This is a genomic window from Olsenella sp. An270 (assembly GCF_002159735.1).
In the GTDB taxonomy this organism is placed as follows: Bacteria; Actinomycetota; Coriobacteriia; order Coriobacteriales; family Atopobiaceae; genus Thermophilibacter.
Map to the genome: position 1 here is coordinate 11835 of NZ_NFJF01000008.1, position 15335 is coordinate 27169.

Consider the following 15335-nt stretch of genomic DNA (forward strand, 5'->3'; position numbering starts at 1 on the left):
ATACAATCTTCGGGCTATGATGGGTCTTGGCCTATGGCCTCGCGGAAGGAGCGAGAGATGGCGAACGCCTCCATGCTGGTGATTCAAGATGATGTCTACTCTGGTTCGCTGCACTTGGATGAGGTGCTTCTCTCCGCAATCTCGGAGGCGGAGGGAGGCGCCGCCGCCTTCGCGTTTGCGACTAAGAACGGTCTGAGCGCCATTTTTGATAGCGAGGAGTTTGCTGCCTTCTGTAGGAGCGGTCATCATTTTGAGCTTTACCTGGGGATTGATGCCGTTACCAATGTTGAGACCTTGGAGTATGCGGGAGAGCTGTCCAGCAAGCACGGCGGGAGGCTCATCGTCAGGGTGTACTACGACAGTGGGCACCCAGGCATCTTTCACCCCAAGATAAGCTGGTTTAAGAATCCCGAAGGTGATGGCTGCGTGGCATTCGTCGGATCGGGAAACCTCACGGTTGCGGGCCTGCAGGGGAACATCGAGGTCTTCTCATGGATGGAACAGGATAGGGCTTCGTTTGAGGAAACCCTGAGAACATGGAATGGATGGATTGACGCAGCCAGTAAGGCGGGCAGGGTCCATGATGTGGATGACCCCGAAGTTCTCGCGCGTGCCGAAATGAACGCATGGGGCCGCTCGCGATCCGCCCTTGTGCGCGGGATTGATAGGGATGACATTTCAGCGGAGGCTATAGATAGCGTTCCGCTGAATGACGAGAACCTCATTATGATCTCCTGCGTCCCTCGCCAGCAGGGACGCGGTTGGTCACAGTTTGCGATGGCAAAGGAGTATTACACCGATTACTTCGAGTTTGAAGTCGATGAAAGTACGGGCGTTCCGAAATCGACTGGTCAGCGACGCGTGCTTCTTCAATCGGTTGGGGAGGACGGTACTCTCGGTAACCTCGAAAGCAGGGCGGGCAATATCAGCAGCACAAGTAGAAACTTCAGAATGGAGCTTGAGGCGGCGAGGGGAGTTGCTGTTCTTGATGGCGACAATCCCGTTGTTGTCTTCAGAAAAACGGGGGCTCGCTCGTATCTCTACGAGGTGTTCGGCTCGGATTCCCCGTGGTCTGCGAGACTCAAGGAGTTTGCTCGCCAGCACAACCCCGACCTTCGCGGAAATCAGCTCCCCAAGTGCCGCGCCTCAATCACAGAGTTGGCGAGCATAATGCCAGCGCTTCCCCTTCTTAAAATCGAGGGGCCTTGGGTTGAGTTGGACGGTGCCGGTGATTAAGTTGTCCGGAAACGCGGAAGCGCTCGTCTACTATCTTGGCAGCAAACGGAGAATGGCTGACTTGGTGGTTTGCGCCGCTCGTGACCTTGCGGGAGAGGGCGCCACCGCCATAGATCTATTCTCTGGCACGGGATCGACGTCTGTGGCTCTTGCCTGCAGCTTTGCTGTGACCTCTGTTGACGTTCAGGAATATTCACGTGTTATGTGCTCGGCCCTCATCGAGGAGGGCTCTCCTATCGTGGATGACAGGGTATTCCTGGACAGGTGGGCGTCGTTCAAGGAAGGCCTTCTTTGCCGCTACGGCAGGCTTGTTTCCTACGAGCAGGGGATTCTTGGCTCGCCGGATGAAAACGCAGGAGAATTGTCCAGCATTATCGAACATGGCTGCCTGCTCGCGATGGACGGGATGGCAAGCCCCGAGCTCTCCGGACTTATGCGCGAGAGCCTCGTCACCCCCCTTCCCGATGGGCTCACCGATACGATTGTTCGCTACTATGGAGGCACGTACTTCTCGTACCTTCAGGCTGTCGAGCTATCTGCGGCCTGTTCTGCCGCTCGCACCTTCGATGGATGGCAGCGCGACCGCTACCTAGCCTCGGTGATTTGCGCTGCGAGTCATTGCGGCAGCACAGTGGGCGGGCAGTTTGCTCAGCCGCTGAGAACTGTCGATCGACGGGGATTAGTCAAGACGAAGACAATACGTAAGGCGACGGCCTGTCGAGCTAAGAGTGTCTCGCGCGCGACTATGAGTGCCCTGGAAGAAATAGATGCGCTCAGAAAACCGGGTCCGCATAACACGGCCATACGAGCGGAGTGCCGCGAATGGCTCAGGGAGCAGAAGCCCCGGGCGGATGTCATATATGCCGATCCGCCCTACAGCCGCTATCACTACAGTCGCTACTATCACGTTCTCGAGACAATTGCTCGTGGTGATAGTCCGGACATCACCCCAAATCCAGCCACAGGTCGGCCGTCTCGCGGCATGTATCGAGCGGGACGCTATCAGTCTCCGTTTTCGACAAGAGGCGGCGCGTCCGGGGCATTTGAGGAGCTGTTTGTGGGGTGTTCGGCGAGCGCGCCGGCTCTTGTGCTCTCGTACTCCCCCTATCCGAGCGACCGGCCTTCGACGCCACGAATGATAACGATTGACGATTTGACCGCTTTGGCCAAGCAGAGCTATCGGCACGTTGACGTGGTGAAGGTTGATGACATCACTCACAGTAAGCTTACGAAAAAAGAGTCCTTTCTCGAGACAAGCGAAACCGCGGAGCTGATGATTCTATGCAGGAACTAAGTGGAATTCTGACGTCGGAAGCGGGTGGCCTTCTCGTTCGCGGTAACAACGTGAGGGTCCTCGACGCCTTTGGCGGACGCCTGTCTGGCAAGGCATGCTGTGTGTATATGGATCCGCCGTATCGCAACGGCGATAGCTACTCCCATTACCGAGATGAGGCCACGCACGAGGAGTGGATCAGCTACATGGCGTCGCTGTTGCCCAGAGTGTGGGACGTTGTTGCTGACGAGGGTAGCGTCTGGATTTCCATCGACGACGAGGAGATGGCCTACCTCAAAGTTCTATGTGACGTTCACTTTGGGCGTTCGTCGTACGTGGCAACGATTGTCTGGCAGCACCGCACAACAAGAGAGAATCGTGCGGCGTTCTCGCATAATCACGAGTACCTCCTTGTTTACGCAAAGAACCCCGATCTGTTCAAGCGTACGCGGAACAAGATTGCAGCCCCCGACCTTGCCGATCGGTATAAGAATCCGGATGACGACCCCAGGGGACCGTGGCAGTCGATTACAGCGACGGCCCAAGCGGGACATGCCGTCCCGACGCAGTTCTATCCAGTAATCTCCCCGACAACAGGGAAGAGGAATATGCCCCCTAAGGGTCGCTGTTGGGTATATGCAGAGGACCGCATGAACGAAGAGATTGCTGCGGGGAATATTTGGTTCGGAAGCGACGGGAATGGCGTTCCAAGAATAAAGAGGTTTCTCAGGGACAAAATGCCGGAGGTTGTTCCCAACACGCTTTGGACAGCCGATGAGGTTGGAACGACCATGAGCGCAAAAAAACAGCTGCTCAAAATGTTTCCGGATGACAAGGATGAGGTTTTTGAGACTCCAAAGCCGGAGGGACTGCTTGCTAGAATCATTGGGATTTCAACCAATCCTGGCGACATCGTCCTCGATCCGTTCCTCGGTTCGGGTACAACAGCTGCCGTTGCTCAGAAGATGGGAAGGCGTTATTTAGGAATCGATAGGAGCGAGAAGAGCTTTGAGGTCGCTCGCAGCCGGCTTGATGCGGTGATTGCGGGCGATCAGTCTGGGATTTCGGCAGACGTCTGCTGGAAGGGCGGAGGATTCTACCAAACCGCAACGCTTGTTGACGATCAGGTGCTCCTTAGCGCCTGAGGAGATGGGATGACACCACGCCGCCCTCGGGTGACGTATACTCAAGTTTTGAGTGAAACGCCTAGGAAAGGTGGCCGGAATGGCTGAGATGGAACTTCGCCCGGACTCGCACGGCAAGGTCCGCGACATCTACGACTGCGGTGACAGCCTGCTCATGGTGGCGTCCGACCGCATCAGCGCCTATGACTTCATCCTGCCCGACGAGATCCCCTACAAGGGCGAGATCCTCACGCGCATCTCCGCGTTCTGGTTCGACCGCTTCCAGGACCTCATCCCCAACCACATGATCTCCTGCGACGTGGCCGACCTCCCCGAGGAGTTCAAGCCCTACGCCGACTATCTGGCCGGCCGCTCCATGCTGGTCAAGAAGGCCCAGACCGTGCCCATCGAGTGCATCGTCCGCGGCTACCTCACCGGCTCCGGCAAGAAGACCTACGACGAGGACGGCACCGTCTGCGGCATCAAGCTGCCCGACGGGCTGACCGAGGCCTCCAAGCTCCCCGAGCCCATCTTCACCCCGTCCACCAAGGCGGAGCTCGGCGACCACGACGAGAACATCTCGTTCGAGCGCTGCTGCGAGATCGTGGGCGCCGACGTCGCCGAGCAGCTGCGCGACGCGTCGCTCTCCATCTACAAGGCCGCGGCCGACTACGCCGCCGAGCAGGGCATCATCATCGCCGACACCAAGTTCGAGTTTGGCTTCATCGACGGCAGGCTCACGCTCATCGACGAGTGCCTCACGCCCGATTCGAGCCGCTTCTGGCCCGCCGACTCCTACGAGGAGGGCAAGGTCCAGCCTAGCTACGACAAGCAGTACGTCCGCGACTGGCTGCGCGCCAACTGGGACATGACCGGCGAGCCGCCGCGCATCCCCGCCGACGTCATCAAGGGCACCTCCGACCGCTACCAGGAGGCCTTCCAGATCATCACCGGCACCGAGTTCGCGCCCGCCCGCGCCCGCTAGGCCCGCCGGGACCAGCCAAGACAAGGAGACCCATGTCACTGAGAGACACCATCGAGGGCGCCCTCCAGGAGGCCGAGGGCAACACTGTTGGCCGCCCCAAGAAGGAGGCCGAGGCCATCACCGGGGACGACGACAAGAAGGGCTTCTCGCGCAGCTCGACGGCGAAGGCCCGTCCCGCCCGCGAGGCGGCCTCCTCCGTGAAGACCTCCTCGGGCTCCTCCTCCAGGGGTGCCTTCGGGGCGACCGAGACCAAGGAGGAGAAGCGCGACCGCCGTCGTCGCGAGCGCGAGGAGGACAACCTCCGCAACCGCGCGTACGACCTCGTGCTGAGGAGCATGCCCGACTACCGTCGCACCGACCGCGTCTTCTGGGTCCTGGTGGGCGTGGGCATGGTCTTCGCGATCGTCTCGCTCGTGGCGATGTACCGCTTCGGCGAGGTCGACGACGTCACCTCCCCCGTGGGCATCGCGTCCACCGTGTCGCTGCTGCTCGCCTACGGCTGCATCATCGGCGCCATCATCTTCGACTTCGTGAAGCGCCGACCGTTCCGCAAGCAGGCTCAGGCGCGCGTGGGCACCCTCTCCGAGAAGAAGCTCGTCGAGCTCTTCGAGCAGGAGCGCGCCGCGCAGCTCGCGCGCCAGGCCGCCAAGGACGCCCGTCGCAAGAGCAAGTAGGCTTTGTCGCTGCTCGGCGCCGGTGGTAGAATGTCCACCATGCCTTCGTAGCTCAGGGGATAGAGCACCGCTCTCCTAAAGCGGGTGTCGGCCGTTCGAATCGGCCCGGGGGCACCAGACATGTCGCAGGCCGGGGTTCTTCTCGCCCCGGCCTGCTTTTTCATGCGGACAAACGCGCCGAGACAGAGAATCGGCACAGAACGGGTCCCATTCGAGCCCTGTTCTGTGCCGTTTCTCTGTCTCGGCTTTGTTGTGCGAGAAGAACCGTCGGGGCTCGGAGGGTATGCGGCATCGACTTGGGCGGATGTTCTTCTCGCCAGGCCGTTTACCAGCGGATGCGCAAAACGAGGTCGTTCGCATAACCCGAGGGATGCCGCATAACCTCCGGGGAGGAGCGGGGTGGCCTCAACGGGCACGACAAGAGAAGGGCCGCCGGGCGAGAAGCCCGACGGCCCGCTGCCGCTACTGCGTGACGGTGGCTCCCTCGCCGATCGTCTCGCCGCCCTCGGAGGGCGTGCCGGGATTCTCGGGCTCGGTGGGCTCCTGTGCCTGCTGCTCCTCGGTCGTGAGCGTGATCGTGGAGCCGTACGGGGCGGAGTCTGTCGCGGACTGCCAGACGACGATGCCGTCGCTCGGGCCGTTGATGTTGACGGTGAAGCCGCTGTTCCTGAGCGCGGTGCTCGCCTGGCTGCCCGTCCAGCCGATCACGTTGGTCACGTTGACGTACTGGACGCCAATGGAGACGGTGATGGTGACCGTGGAGCCGGCGGGCGCGCTCTCGCCCACGCCGGGGTTGACGGCGGTGACCGTGCCCTCGGGCTTGTCGGAGTGCTGCTGGCTCACCTGGACGACGAAGCCCTCGTCCTCAAGACGCTTGGTGGCGCTGGACTGGGAGTCGCCCACCACGTTGGGGATGACCTTCTGGCTGGCGCCGCTGGAGATGTGGTAGGTGATCGCCGTGCCGGCGTCGACCATCGCTCCGGGCTCGGTGTCCTGCGAGGCGACCTTGCCCTCGTCGACCTCGTCGCTCTCCTCGTCGGCGCCGCGGTTGCCGGTGAGCTTGGCGTCCTTAAGGGCCTCCTCGGCCTCCTCCTGCGTCTTGTTGCGCAGGTCGGGGACCTCGACCTGCTCGATGGGGGCGGGTCCGTTGGAGACCTTGAAGTTGATGACGCTGCCCTCGGGCATCTCGCGATAGGCCGCGGGGTCCTGCTCGCAGACGATGCCCTTGTCGACCGAGTCGTTGTAGGTGTACTCGGGCTCGCCGGGGACGAAGCCCGCCTCCTCGATTGCCTCCTCCGCCTGCTCGACGGTGAGGGTCGCGAGGTTGGGGACGGTCCTCATGGCCGTGCCGGAGCCGAGCAGCGACACGAGCGCGAAGATGACGATCGCCGCGGCCGCGATGCCGCCGACCACGCCGAGAATGACGTTGCGCCGGCGCCTGCTCTGGCGCTCCGCCTCCTCGGCGGCCGCCTGGGCGGTGGCGCTCTGCGCGTAGAAGCGCCCGGTGCGCTCGGTGCGGGGCATGGTGGCCGTGCCGCCCGCCATGGGCTTGGCGCCGCGCTCGAGCTTGTTGGTCACCTGGGCGGGCAGCATCGCCGTGGCGGTGTTGACGGCCTGCATGCGACCGGCGAGGTAGTCTCGCAGCGTGCGGTAGAGCTCGTCGGCGGTCTGGAAGCGGTCGGCGGGGCTCTTCTGCATGCACTTGAGGATGATGGCCTCGAGCTGCGGGTCCACGTTGGGGTTGAGCTGGCTGGGCGGCTTGGGCTGCTCGCTCACCTGCTTGAGGGCCACGGAGATGGCGTCGTCGCCCTGGAAGGGGACCTGGCCGGTCGCCGCCTCGTACATGACGATGCCGAGCGAGTAGATGTCGGTGGTGGGGCCGAGCTCCTTACCCTGCGTCTGCTCGGGGGAGACGTAGTGGGCGGTCCCGAGGACGGAGTTGTCCTGCGTGAGGTGGCTGTTCTTGGCGCGCGCGATGCCGAAGTCCATCACCTTGATGTTGCCGTCGGGCTGCACCATGATGTTCTGCGGCTTGATGTCGCGGTGGATGATGTCGTGGCGGTGCGCCACCGAGAGCGCCTGCGCGATCTGCGAGCCGATCTGCGCGACCTTCTTGCAGTCGAGCGCGCCGTGCTTGCGGATGCCGCTCTTGAGGTCGGTGCCGCGCAGGTACTCCATGACGATGTAGTAGGTGTCGGCGTCCTTGCCCCAGTCGTAGACGCTCACGATGTAGGGGCTCTGGAGCGCCGCGGCCGCCTGCGCCTCCTGCTTGAAGCGCGCCGCGAACGAGGGGTCGTTCGCGTACTGCGGCAGCATCGTCTTGATTGCCACCGTGCGCCCGAGCACCTCGTCGAGCCCGCGGTAGACGGTTGCCATCCCGCCCGCGCCGATCTTGTCCTGGACCTGGTAGCGTCCGCCGAGTAGCATCGCTGACATCGCATCTCCTATCCCTCGCGGGCCGCGCCCGCGCCGTGTCGTGTGGTCGTCGCCATCATCAGCTCCCCGCCCCGGAGGCCTGCGCCTGGAGGGAGGCGGCGAGGACCCTGCCGGCGAGACTCGCCGCGAGGCCCTCCACGTCGCTGCCCTGACCCTCGACGCAGACGGATATGACGAGCGTCGGCTCGTCGTACGGGGCGAACCCGATGAAGAGCGAGTTGATGTGCCCGTTCTCGACCTCGGCCGTGCCGGTCTTGCCGGCGACGCGCGTGCCCGAGACCCGGGCCGCCGTGCCCGTGCCGCTCTCGACCACGGCGAGCATGGCCTCCTTGAGCTGGGCGGCGGTGTCGGCCGAGATCGCCTGGCCGAGCGAGCGCGGCTGCGTGGAGGAGGTCTCCACCCCCTCGGGCGAGAGCACGTGGCTCACCACGTAGGGGTCCATGGCCACGCCGCCGTTGGCGATGGCCTGGGCCACCACGGCGTTCTGCATGACGGTGGTCTGCGGGCCGGCGGGGCTCTCGTGCTGGCCCACGGGCTGGCCGCAGGCCGCCCACGCCGTCTCCCACTCCGTCATCTCGGCTGGGTCGGGCATGAGGGAGGCGAGGCTTGGGAAGTCCTGGCCGATCTCCTGCCCGTAGCCGAAGGCGTTGGCGTAGCTGACGAGGGTGTTGGACCCGGTCGCGACGCCGAGCTGGGCGAACGCGGTGTTTGCCGAGACGGCGAACGCGTCTGCCACGGTGGTCTCGCCGTAGTCGGCGTCGTGGATGTTGGTGACCTCCGCGCCGCCGATCTCCATCGAGGCGGGGGCGCTCACGGTGGCGTCGAGCGAGGTGGTCCCGGAGTCGAGCGCCGCGGCGAGCGTGACGGCCTTGAACGTGGAGCCGGGAGCGTAGAGCGCCTGCGTCGCGCGGTTCACGAGCTCGCCGCTCGTGCCCGAGGAGATGACCGTCTCGAGGTCGGCCGCGTCGTAGGTGGGCGACGACGCGCTCGCGAGGACGGCGCCCGTCTTGGGGTCGAGCACCACGATTGCGCCGGTGTAGCCCTGCAGGGCGCTCTCGGCCGCGCGCTGGATCTGCGAGTTGATGGTCAGCTGCACCGTGGAGCCCGCCTGGGCCACGCCGGCGAGCGAGTAGAGGGCGCTGCGCCAGTTGGAGTAGTCCTTGCGGCCGGTGAGCGTCTCGTTCATGGTGGACTCCACGCCGGCGGAGCCGTACTGCGAGGAGATGTAGCCCACGGTGTGGCGCGCGAGCGTGCCCTGCGGGTAGCTGCGCGCGTAGGTCCCGTCGGGCTGCTGGATGCTCTCGGCGAGCGTCACGCCGTCCGAGGTGATGATCGCGCCGCGCTGCACGTAGGCGCTGCGGGCGATCGTGTGGTTGTTGGAGGGCAGGCTCTGGATGCGCTCGGCGTCGATCTGCTGGATGTAGGTGAGGTTGGCGACGAGCGCGGCAAAGAAGAGCGAGAAGACCGTGATGAGCGCGGTCAGGCGTTTGCCCAGCGCGACGCGCCCGAGCACGCCCGACTCCGCCGTGGTGAGGCCAAAGCGCCCGCGCGCGTGGCTGCCGTGCACGACGGCGGCGGCATGCGCGCCCTGGGACGGGACCTGGCTCGCGAGGGTGAGGACGGGGTCGCGTCGCTCGCTCCTGCGCTCCGTCCCGCTGCTCATCTGCGTCTCGCGCCCGGTGCCCTCGTCGCCGGCGCGCAGCAGCAGGCCAACGATCACAAAGCTGGCGAGAAGGGACGTGCCGCCCTGGCTCATGAAGGGGAGGGTCACGCCCGTGAGGGGCAGCAGCTTGGTGACGCCGCCCACGATGATGAACGCCTGGATGGAGATGGCGCAGGTGAGGCCGACGGCCGCGAACGCGGAGCAGTCGGACTTGGCACGCGCCGCCGTGGCGAGGCCGCGCACGCAGAAGAGCAGGAACGCGATCAGCACGGCCGAGCCGCCGAGAAGACCCATCTCCTCGCCGATCGCGGCAAAGATGAAGTCGCTCTGGACGAAGGGGATGGTGGTGGACAGGCCGTTGCCGATGCCCACGCCCAGCAGGCCGCCGTCGGCGAGCGAGTAGAGGCCCTGCACGATCTGGTAGCCGCCGCTCGACGCCGCGGACCACGGGTCGATCCAGATGTTGACGCGGTTGGCCACGTGGCCAAAGAGGAAGTAGCAGGCCACGCCGCCCACGGCGAGCAGAAGCAGGCTCACCACGACGTAGCTCACGCGCCCGGTGGCCACGTAGATCATGATCACGAAGAACGCGAAGAACAGCAGGGCGCTGCCCAGGTCGCGCTCAAAGACCACCACGAGCAGGCTGATGCCCCACATGACCAGCAGCGGCAGCAGCATGCGCAGGCGCGGGAGCGTGACGGGGCCAAAGCGCCGCATGGACGCCGAGAGCGCCTCGCGGTTGGAGGCGAGGTAGAACGCCAGGAAGAGCGTGATCGCGATCTTGGCGAACTCGCCGGGCTGGAAGCTGAAGTTGCCGATGTAGATCCAGAGCTTGGAGCCGTTCTGCTCGGTTCCCAGGATCATCGGCAGGACGAGAAGGACCACGCCGGCGACCCCGAGGGTGTACTTGTAGTCGGCCAGCGCGTCGAGGTCGCGCACGACCGCGAGCACCGCGACCATGGCGGCCACGGAGAGGAAGAGCCACACGACCTGGCTCACCGCGGCGTCGGGCGCGAGGCGGGTGAGGAAGGTGATGCCCGTCCCCGAGAGCGCGAAGACGATGGGCAGGATCGCCGAGTCCGCGCCGGGCGCGAGGAAGCGGATGGCCACGTGCGCGGCGGCGAAGGCCGCGAACAGCCCGATCGGCACACCGAGGGTGGCGAGGCTCAGCGGCGTGTTGGACTCGACCTGGTACATGGCGTAGAGGAGGGTGACCGGCACCGCGGCGAGGCAGAGCAGGAGGAGCTCCGTGTTGCGGCGGCCGTGGCCGTGTCGGCGCTCCTGTCCGGCTGCGGGTGGCGCGGCCATGACGGAGGCCTCGACCTCGGAGCGCGACATCGCGGGCGTGTAGCGTCTGCGCCTCACTGCTGATCGCCCCCCTCGGGGGTCGCCTGGGCGGCGTCGCCCTCGGACGAGGCGGTCTCCGCGATCTCGGCCGCACGGTCCTTCTCGGCGTTGATCTGGTCATGGTAGGAGTCGATGACCGCCCGGCCCGCCTCCTCGCTCTCCACGCGGATGCCCTGGGCCAGCTGGTCCTGGACCGAGGTGGGCAGGTCGGAGAGCTCGACGGAGCTCGTCCCCACGAGCTCGTAGGTGGGGATGCCCAGGAACTCGCCGCTGATGCCGCGGTAGAGGCCAACGGTGTCCCCGTTGGCGCCCAGGTACCACTCGCTCCTGACGAGCGCGAGGGCGAGAAGGACCGAGAGGGCGACGACCGCGACGACGGTGCCGCCCAGGATGGCGGCGCGGTGGAGCAGGCGCCTGCGGGCGGCGTCGGCGATGCCGTCGTTCAGGACGTCGACCACGACCACGGTCACGTTGTCGGCACCGCCGGCGGTGAGCGCGGCGGCCACGAGGTTGTCGGCCGCCTGCTGGGGCGTGGCGCTGGAGACGGCGAGCGACTCGATCTCTGCGTCGGAGATCATCGACGAGAGGCCGTCCGAGCACAGGATGATGCGGTCGCCATCGTTGACCTCGAGCGAGAAGTGGTCCGCGTACATGTCGGGGTCGGACCCGAGCGCGCGGGTGATGATGGAGCGCGACGGGTGCGTGCGGGCCTCGTCGGCCGTGATCTGGCCGGAGTCCACGAGCTCCTCGACATAGGAGTGGTCGTGCGTGACGCGCACGAGCGTCCCCTGGCGCAGGACGTAGGCGCGCGAGTCGCCCACGTGGGCGACGGCCATCTTGTTCTTCTCGATAAGGACCGCCGTGGCGGTGCATCCCATGCCGGGCTTGCCGATGCCCTGCTCGGACGCCTCGATGACGGCCATGTTGGCGGCCTCAACCGCGGCTCCCAGAAGGACGTCGTCGGCGGTGCCGGGGGCCTGCTCGCCCACGGTCTCGACTGCGATCGAGCTCGCGACCTCGCCGGCCGCGTGGCCGCCCATGCCGTCGGAGACCATGAAGAGCGGGGTCCTCAGGAGGAAGGAGTCCTCGTTGTGCCCGCGGACGAGGCCCACGTCGCTGCGGGCGCCCCAGGAGATGAACTCGTTCGAGCCCGACACGGCGTCCGCGCCGACACGCCCATCCACGGGGATCTCGGCGCGGCCGGGTGCGTTGGCGGGCTCCTGCGGCGGAGTCATCTGTGCCTCGAGGGACGTCATCCGCGACTCACTCGCATGATGGTGTCGCCGACCTGCACCTCGTCTCCCTCTCGCAGGGTGACGGGCTGGTCGATGGCGTGGCCGTTCACGAGGGTCCCGTTGGTGGAGCCCAGGTCCTCGAGGACGAGCGCGGGCCCCTGGAGGGTGAGCCGCGCGTGCGTGGACGAGACGTAGGGCTCGTCGATCACAACGTCGGAGGAGGGGGAGCGGCCGATGACGACCGGCCCCAGGATGTCGACGTGCAGCCCGCGGAGCGCGCGCGTGCCCTTCTCGACGTCGATCGCCCAGATCGCCGCGTCGCGGCGCTGACCGCGCACCAGGCCGACGCCGGTGCGCATGACCGCGAACAGGAACAGGTAGAGGACGACGACGAGAAGGACGCGCCCCGCAAAGAGCACGAGGTCGATCATCGCGGGTTCTCCCTGAACTCGAGGTTCGTGAGGCCGAGGGTGATGAGGTCGCCGTCGCGCAGGACGCACTCGTTGACGTCGACGTCGTTGACCAGCGTGCCGTTGGTGGAGCGGAGGTCGGCGATGTGCCAGTCGCGCCCGTCGAAGGAGAGCTCGGCGTGGGCGCGCGAGACGTTGGGGTCGCGCAGGACGACGCCCGCCTGCGAGCGCTCGCGGCCGATGACGGTGGACGGCGCGCTGGCGGTGTAGGTGCGGCCGCTCTGGCGGTCGATGAGCAGGCAGGTGACGGGCTGGGGCTCGGCGGGGGCGGCGCTCGCCGGGGCTCCGGCGGCAGCGGCATCGCCGACGCCGCGGCGCAGGTCGACGAGGGGGACGCTGCGACGCTGGGTCTGCGGGACGGGGACGGAGCCGGGGCCCTCGCCGGGCACCACGACCGGGGCGGGCCCGCCCAGCGGGACCGGCATGGGGGTCGAGGCGGACGCCGAGGCGACGGGCAGGGGCTCGACGTCGGCCGGCATCACGTCCAGGCCGGCGTCTGCGGAGAGCGGGGCGGGCGCGGGCACCGCCGCGGGCGCGACGGAGCGCGGCGTGGGCGCCTCCTGGCGACGGCCGCGCGGGTGGACCTGGGCGGCAGCGCCGCCGGCGCTCGAGTTGCCGGCGAGGAACGCACGCTCCTCCTCGCGCAGGCGGCCGAGGGTGCCCGCGTCGACGTTCTCGGCGAAGACGGCGAACTTGCCCGACTTGAGGCCGGGGTCGACCATGAAGCGCACGAGCGGGCTGCCCACGAACGCGTAGCCCCGCTTCTGGGCCTGGGCGGTCACGAAGGCCGCGGTCTCGTAGGTGATCTGCTCGTAGAGCGGGCGCATGAGGGAGTCGTCGGTGGCCGAGACGAGCACGGTGTAGAGGGCGGGCGCGGTGTCCACGCCGTCGATCTCATAGGTCTCGTTCTCCATCTCGCGCGCGGCGCGCTTGGCGAGCTTCTTGAACGAGAAGGGCTCGGTGTATCCCTGGGGGGCGGCCCCGAAGACAGAACCGATTCGGGACTCGAAGTCACTCAGAAAGCTCATCTAACTCCTCGCCTTCCGGGCCATCGTAGAGCGGGCCTCTCAGGACGGTCGCGATGCACATAAGCACACTCAAGAGTACCGCAAGGACGAGCGTCGACCAGTCGAGGGCTGCCCATATACCGCTATTCTCCACGGCGGCCGCGAGGAGGGCGGACCCTGCGAGGCACGCTAGGCCGAGGACCTGCCCAGCGATGCCGCTTGCAACCGACCCGCGCATCGCGAGTGCCGACGAGAGCGCCGCGCAGGCGAGCGACCCCGCGAGCAGGAGCCAGAACGCGGGGTCGGCCGCCTGCGCGAGCAGGGCGGAGACGAACGCGTCGGACACGAACGACGAGGACAGCGCCGCGTGGAAGACGACGCCGGCGAGGTAGCCGAGCAGCGTGGTGAGCGTCGCCGGGGCCGGGTCGAGCGCGTAGCCCGAGAGCGCGGCGCCGCAGGTCGGCGACGGGAGGCAGCAGGGCAGGAGCAGCGCGAGCGAGCTGAGCCGCTCCCGGCGCCCGACGACTGCCCACCAGACGAGGCCGCCGGCCGCCAGCACGGCGGCGACCAGGCCCGGCGCCGCCGTGCCCGACACGCTCGCGGCGAGCGCCGAGACCAGCGCCGTGACGAGGAGCGGGGCGGAGACCGGCGGCCACGCGGCGCCGGCGAGGGCGCACACGAGCGGCGCGACCACGGCGGGGACGTCGCCCGCGAGCCACGGGACGTGCGGCGTCAGGAGCCTCAGGGCCGAGAAGGTCAGAAGCGCGGTCGCGAGGCGCGCGGCGAGCCCCTCGGGGAGGCGCAGGCCACCGCCCGCCCCGCCGCGGCTGACGAGCCCGCCGCCCGCGGGGTCGTCGTCCTCCTCGGCCTGGGCGACGAGCTCGCGCAGCGACTCGGCGCCCATCGAGGGGAGGCCGAGGTGCGGGACGAGCCCCTCGGCAAAGTCGAGGGCGTCCGCGTCGCGGCCCGACGGCTCGGGGGAGAGCTCGGTCAGCAGTGACGCCTCGGCGGCCGGGTCGATTCCCGGGCAGAGCCTGGTGAGGCGCCCCGGCCCCTTGGCGATGCGCCGCCGCGACTCCTCCGCGCTCTTTGCCAGGAACGGGTTGGAGCCGGTGAGCGCCTGCCAGATCACCACGGCGAGCGAGAAGACGTCGGTGCGCTCGTCCACCATGCCGCCGTCGATCTGCTCGGGCGGCATGTAGCCCACGGTGCCGCCGCGCGCGTCGCCGTAGCCGGCGGCCGAGGCCAGCGTCGCCATGCCAAAGTCGGCGAGCTTCACCACGCCCTGGCGGTCGATCATGATGTTGGTCGGCTTGATGTCCAGGTGCAGCACGCGGTTCTCGTGCGCGAAGGCCAGGGCGCGCGCCACCCCCTGGAGCACGTGGGCGCACTCGTCGGGTGTGAGCCGGCCCCCCTCCACGCGGGCGAGCAGCTCCGCGAGGTTGAGGCCGTCGACGTACTCCATGACCAGGTAGGCGAAGGTGCCGTCGGACTCGAAGTCAAAGACGGTGACGATGTTTGGGTGCCCGAGCATGCAGGCCGTGCGCGCCTCCGCCAGCGCCTCCGCGGCGGTGGTGCCCGTCTCGGTGGCGAGCGGCATGCGCTTGATCGCCACGCGGCGCTGCAGGCGCGTGTCCCAGCAGGTGCAGACCGTGCCAAAGCCCCCGCGACCGCGCCTCTCGAGCACGCGGTAGCGGCGGAGCAGGTACTCGTCGCGTGGCAGGGTCGCCGTCTGCAGGGGGGTGTGGTGCACCCTGTTGGGCGTGTCGCTCACGGCGTCTCCTCGTTTCAGCTGCGTTGGCCGTGCGAGGATATTTTAGCGCTTGCGGGCGGGGTTCCGCGCGTCCGGAAATCGCCGCCCTTGTCCGCCGCGATTCCGGGAATG

At 66.9% G+C, this 15335-nt stretch carries 11 protein-coding genes and 1 tRNA gene; 6 read left to right on the forward strand and 6 right to left on the reverse strand.

Annotated features, from left to right (window positions below; all coding sequences use genetic code 11):
- Positions 1-57: 57 nt before the first annotated feature.
- From B5F73_RS08355 to B5F73_RS08375, 6 genes are all read left to right on the forward strand, one after another.
- Positions 58-1236, forward strand: coding sequence for a hypothetical protein (locus tag B5F73_RS08355; RefSeq protein WP_087227790.1), 1179 nt, complete (start codon positions 58-60; stop codon positions 1234-1236).
- A gap of 238 nt (positions 1237-1474) precedes the next feature.
- Positions 1475-2530: a DNA adenine methylase gene (locus tag B5F73_RS09315; protein ID WP_158094790.1), complete on the forward strand. Its 1056-nt coding sequence runs from the start codon at positions 1475-1477 to the stop codon at positions 2528-2530.
- Positions 2531-2580: 50 nt separating this feature from the next.
- A complete protein-coding gene (locus B5F73_RS08360) occupies positions 2581-3654 on the forward strand; it encodes a site-specific DNA-methyltransferase (RefSeq protein ID WP_204206301.1) in 1074 nt (357 codons plus the stop codon).
- 79 nt (positions 3655-3733) lie between these two features.
- Positions 3734-4618 (forward strand): phosphoribosylaminoimidazolesuccinocarboxamide synthase, encoded by an 885-nt coding sequence (locus B5F73_RS08365; protein WP_204206302.1) that lies wholly within the window; start codon positions 3734-3736, stop codon positions 4616-4618.
- Between the two features lie 32 nt (positions 4619-4650).
- Entirely contained in the window at positions 4651-5292 is a 642-nt protein-coding gene (locus B5F73_RS08370; RefSeq protein ID WP_087227792.1) for a hypothetical protein, read from the forward strand.
- A gap of 41 nt (positions 5293-5333) precedes the next feature.
- A tRNA-Arg gene (locus B5F73_RS08375) sits at positions 5334-5409 on the forward strand.
- Between the two features lie 345 nt (positions 5410-5754).
- On the opposite strand, the gene pknB is transcribed toward B5F73_RS08375, so the two are convergent.
- From pknB to B5F73_RS08405, 6 genes are read right to left on the reverse strand one after another with little or no spacing between them, the layout of a single operon-like run.
- Entirely contained in the window at positions 5755-7728 is a 1974-nt protein-coding gene (gene pknB, locus B5F73_RS08380; RefSeq protein WP_087227793.1) for a Stk1 family PASTA domain-containing Ser/Thr kinase, read from the reverse strand.
- A gap of 58 nt (positions 7729-7786) precedes the next feature.
- Positions 7787-10699 carry an FtsW/RodA/SpoVE family cell cycle protein gene (locus B5F73_RS08385; protein ID WP_087227835.1) on the reverse strand — a complete coding sequence of 971 codons (2913 nt, stop codon included), beginning with the start codon at positions 10697-10699 and terminating at the stop codon, positions 7787-7789.
- 53 nt (positions 10700-10752) lie between these two features.
- Positions 10753-11994, reverse strand: coding sequence for a Stp1/IreP family PP2C-type Ser/Thr phosphatase (locus B5F73_RS08390; protein ID WP_087227794.1), 1242 nt, complete (start codon positions 11992-11994; stop codon positions 10753-10755).
- Positions 11991-12404 carry an FHA domain-containing protein gene (locus tag B5F73_RS08395; protein WP_087227795.1) on the reverse strand — a complete coding sequence of 138 codons (414 nt, stop codon included), beginning with the start codon at positions 12402-12404 and terminating at the stop codon, positions 11991-11993. Before B5F73_RS08395 ends, B5F73_RS08390 begins: the two co-directional genes overlap by 4 nt.
- Positions 12401-13471, reverse strand: a complete 1071-nt coding sequence (locus B5F73_RS08400) for a DUF3662 and FHA domain-containing protein (protein WP_087227796.1) — start codon at positions 13469-13471, stop codon at positions 12401-12403. The genes B5F73_RS08395 and B5F73_RS08400 overlap by 4 nt, the downstream gene beginning before the upstream one ends.
- Positions 13455-15224, reverse strand: coding sequence for a serine/threonine-protein kinase (locus tag B5F73_RS08405; protein WP_239379849.1), 1770 nt, complete (start codon positions 15222-15224; stop codon positions 13455-13457). The genes B5F73_RS08400 and B5F73_RS08405 overlap by 17 nt, the downstream gene beginning before the upstream one ends.
- Positions 15225-15335: the final 111 nt, after the last annotated feature.

Bases quoted from the DNA above. Each gene is read 5' to 3' on its own strand.
- B5F73_RS08355 (WP_087227790.1), top strand. From the start codon at position 58: ATGGCGAACGCCTCCATGCTGGTGATTCAAGATGATGTCTACTCTGGT.
- B5F73_RS08365 (WP_204206302.1), top strand. From the start codon at position 3,734: ATGGCTGAGATGGAACTTCGCCCGGACTCGCACGGCAAGGTCCGCGAC.
- B5F73_RS08370 (WP_087227792.1), top strand. From the start codon at position 4,651: ATGTCACTGAGAGACACCATCGAGGGCGCCCTCCAGGAGGCCGAGGGC.
- pknB (WP_087227793.1), bottom strand. From the start codon at position 7,728: ATGTCAGCGATGCTACTCGGCGGACGCTACCAGGTCCAGGACAAGATC.
- B5F73_RS08385 (WP_087227835.1), bottom strand. From the start codon at position 10,699: ATGGCCGCGCCACCCGCAGCCGGACAGGAGCGCCGACACGGCCACGGC.
- B5F73_RS08390 (WP_087227794.1), bottom strand. From the start codon at position 11,994: ATGACGTCCCTCGAGGCACAGATGACTCCGCCGCAGGAGCCCGCCAAC.
- B5F73_RS08395 (WP_087227795.1), bottom strand. From the start codon at position 12,404: ATGATCGACCTCGTGCTCTTTGCGGGGCGCGTCCTTCTCGTCGTCGTC.
- B5F73_RS08400 (WP_087227796.1), bottom strand. From the start codon at position 13,471: ATGAGCTTTCTGAGTGACTTCGAGTCCCGAATCGGTTCTGTCTTCGGG.